This window comes from Emticicia sp. (assembly GCF_049241225.1).
Taxonomy (GTDB): Bacteria; Bacteroidota; Bacteroidia; order Cytophagales; family Spirosomataceae; genus Emticicia.
Genome location: NZ_JBMLRC010000277.1, coordinates 42,797 through 45,422, shown reverse-complemented (window position 1 = coordinate 45,422; position 2,626 = coordinate 42,797). Strand labels below are relative to the sequence as shown.

The following is a 2,626-nucleotide window of genomic DNA, read 5'->3' as shown; positions in this document are numbered from 1 at the left end:
GGGCAACATAGTTTATCAAAAAAACTTTTGGTCATGACTTTAATCGTTTAAAACTGCTGAATAATTCAATACTACTTCGGTTGGATTTTCGGCATCCATAATGGCCGATACTAAAGCGATGCCGTCGAATGGTAAATTTTTAAGATTTGGAATTGTATTTTGATTAATTCCTCCTGCTAAAAACACTTTTTTACTAAAAAACTGACGAGTTCGCTGAATAGTCTCGAAGCTGACGAGTTCGCAACTATTACTGGTTTTTGATGGAAAAACTGAACAATAAGAGACATAATCAAGCGAATTCTGTTCGGCCCATACGAGTTTTTCGGTTTCGTTTGAGCAGGTAAGTCCCCAAATTAAATCGGGGCGTTTTTGTCGGTATTCTTGTATTTTATCATTGGGTAAATCAAGATGAATACCTTCAAAATAAGGTAAATCAAGGCAATCTTGGCCTTCGTTTAAAATCAAAGGCACGCCAGCCAATTGCGTAAGTTGATGAACGCTTGCAATGATTTCGATTTTATTGGTCACATTTTGCCAGTTATTCCACAACTGCACGGCAAAAAGACCACCTTTGAGAGCCATCTCGATTTTATGGAGCAAAACGCTTTGCTCGATGGCGGGGTCGGCGATGAGATAAATACTTTTTTTCATTTCCAACCACATTTAAATGCCTCAAAAAATGCTGCCCAATAAGGGTCGGTTTCGTAGTAAGGCATTGGTTTTATTTCACCATTTTCAATGATTCGATGTCCAGCCGATGCCTCGGTGAAACTCCCAATTACATGGGCTTCAATAGCATTTGCTCGTAAAGCATTGATTACCAAATCTTTGTATTGATTTTTAACCGAAATTATCATCGAACCAGCTCCAACACAATAATGAGGGTCGAGTGAAAATACCTCACAAACAGCACTCACCGTAGGCGAAACATTGAGTTTATTTACTTCTATTTCGAGGCCTAAACCGCTCGCAACAGCCATTTCGAAGGCCGCACCCAATACACCTCCTTCCGTAACATCGTGCATGGCATTCACGACATTTGCTTGTGTATTTAATTGATTGATAATCGAGGCTTCTTTCAAAACTGAAGTTTCGTAAAATAATTCGGCTGCCTTTTGAGCTGTTTCTGTACCTAATTTCTGACGAATAGTTTCGGGAAAAGACATGGCCAAAATAGCTACCGACGACATCGCACATTGCTTGGTCATGATGATTGAATCTCCGACTTGGGCATTATTTGAGGTGAGTATTTGGTTTTTCGGAGCAACCGTTATCATAGTTCCCCCGCCCGAAATTGTCGAATTTTGTCCTTCAATACTACCCGTGTGTCCGCCCGTGATTGCTACGCCTATTTGCTTACAAAAGCTATCAATGTGTTGCCAATATTCTCTAAACTGAGCATCGCTGATACTCGTCGGTAAATTCAGCACAGTTTGTAGATACATGGGAGAAAAACTGGTAGTGGCAATATCGTTGGCCATCAGATGCACTGAAAGCCATGCCGACTCCTGCAAACCTAAAGTCGGAATCAGACTCAAAGGGTCGGAAGTAAGAGCCATAGCCATGTTGTTGGGTAACTCAACAAGTGCCACGTCAACCCCAAAATTGGGGCCGACTAATACTTCTTTTCGACTAAAACCGCTATTAGGCAGAATCACTCTTTTGAAATACTCTTCATTGATTTTTCCTACTTTTTCCATCAGTCCACATCATTGAAGCGTACGAATAAACCAAAGAAATCGCCGTAAGGTACGTGCCATTCTTGCACAGGAAACCATTCGGGGAGGCCCGTTGCTTGCCACTCAATGGTATAGCTTCGCCCTTCGAGTGCTTCGTGAATTTTTCGGGTAAGCATATCGGGCGTATAAAAAGTAGCAGTTACATAAAACGGATTTTTGCCAAAGGCTTCTTGCACTCTTCGTCGAACTACTTTAGGCGAATTCCGATTCATCATACCAAAGGCAATGCCGTATTTACCTACTCGGGCAGCTTCTCGAATTACCTGCACGGGGTCTCGGTAGTATTCAAAGGTTGTGATAAACGCAAGTGCATCGAAAGTATGGTCTTTGAAAGGCATAAAATGAGAATCGGCCCAAACTAAGTTTCCGCCAAAAAGATGCACCGCTTGCCCCAACATAAAAGGCGAAATATCGCCACCCGAAGCATCAATGCCAATTTCTTTCCACCAGCGAGTAAAACGGCCCGTTCCGCAGCCAAATTCGAGAAGGGTTTTAATTCTTGGGTCAGATTTTACGAATCTACCCATAATTTTCTTTTGCCATACTTCGGCTCGTTTGTAGCGACCTTCGTACCAAAGTTCGTAAGTATCGGTGTGTTCACGGTTAAAAAACCATTCTTTGCGGCCTTGCCAATTTCGGAGTGGCGGCTTTACCAAACTTTTTTCGCTTAATTCTAATTCTTCCATAGTAGTTTTGATAAAAAAATAAACCTCATTTCTGCACCGAATGCTCGAAATGAGGTTTCAAAACGTATATAGATAGAGGCAAAGCCCACGGGCCATTCCTTCCGAATATCTTGTTTGGCTCCTGCATTCCTACGCTGGTACTAACCAGTTCAGGTTCTCGGGTATCATCTCAGCTTTTTACAGCACCCCGTGCATGAAATA

The 2,626-nt window shown here is 42.0% G+C and carries 3 protein-coding genes and 1 riboswitch; all 3 genes read right to left on the bottom strand.

What is annotated here, in order from left to right:
* Positions 1–39 precede the first annotated feature (39 nt).
* The 3 genes from ACOVO2_RS14960 to ACOVO2_RS14950 are packed head-to-tail and all read right to left on the bottom strand — an operon-like array spanning position 40 to position 2,425.
* Entirely contained in the window at positions 40–651 is a 612-nt protein-coding gene (locus tag ACOVO2_RS14960) for a thiamine phosphate synthase (RefSeq protein WP_421770754.1), read from the bottom strand.
* On the bottom strand, positions 648–1,700 hold the full coding sequence (locus tag ACOVO2_RS14955; RefSeq protein WP_421770753.1) for an AIR synthase family protein: 1,053 nt from the start codon (positions 1,698–1,700) through the stop codon (positions 648–650). Before ACOVO2_RS14955 ends, ACOVO2_RS14960 begins: the two co-directional genes overlap by 4 nt.
* On the bottom strand, positions 1,700–2,425 hold the full coding sequence (locus ACOVO2_RS14950; RefSeq protein WP_188769491.1) for a class I SAM-dependent methyltransferase: 726 nt from the start codon (positions 2,423–2,425) through the stop codon (positions 1,700–1,702). The genes ACOVO2_RS14955 and ACOVO2_RS14950 overlap by 1 nt, the downstream gene beginning before the upstream one ends.
* 109 nt (positions 2,426–2,534) lie before the next feature.
* Positions 2,535–2,625, bottom strand: a riboswitch (TPP riboswitch).
* Position 2,626: the final 1 nt, after the last annotated feature.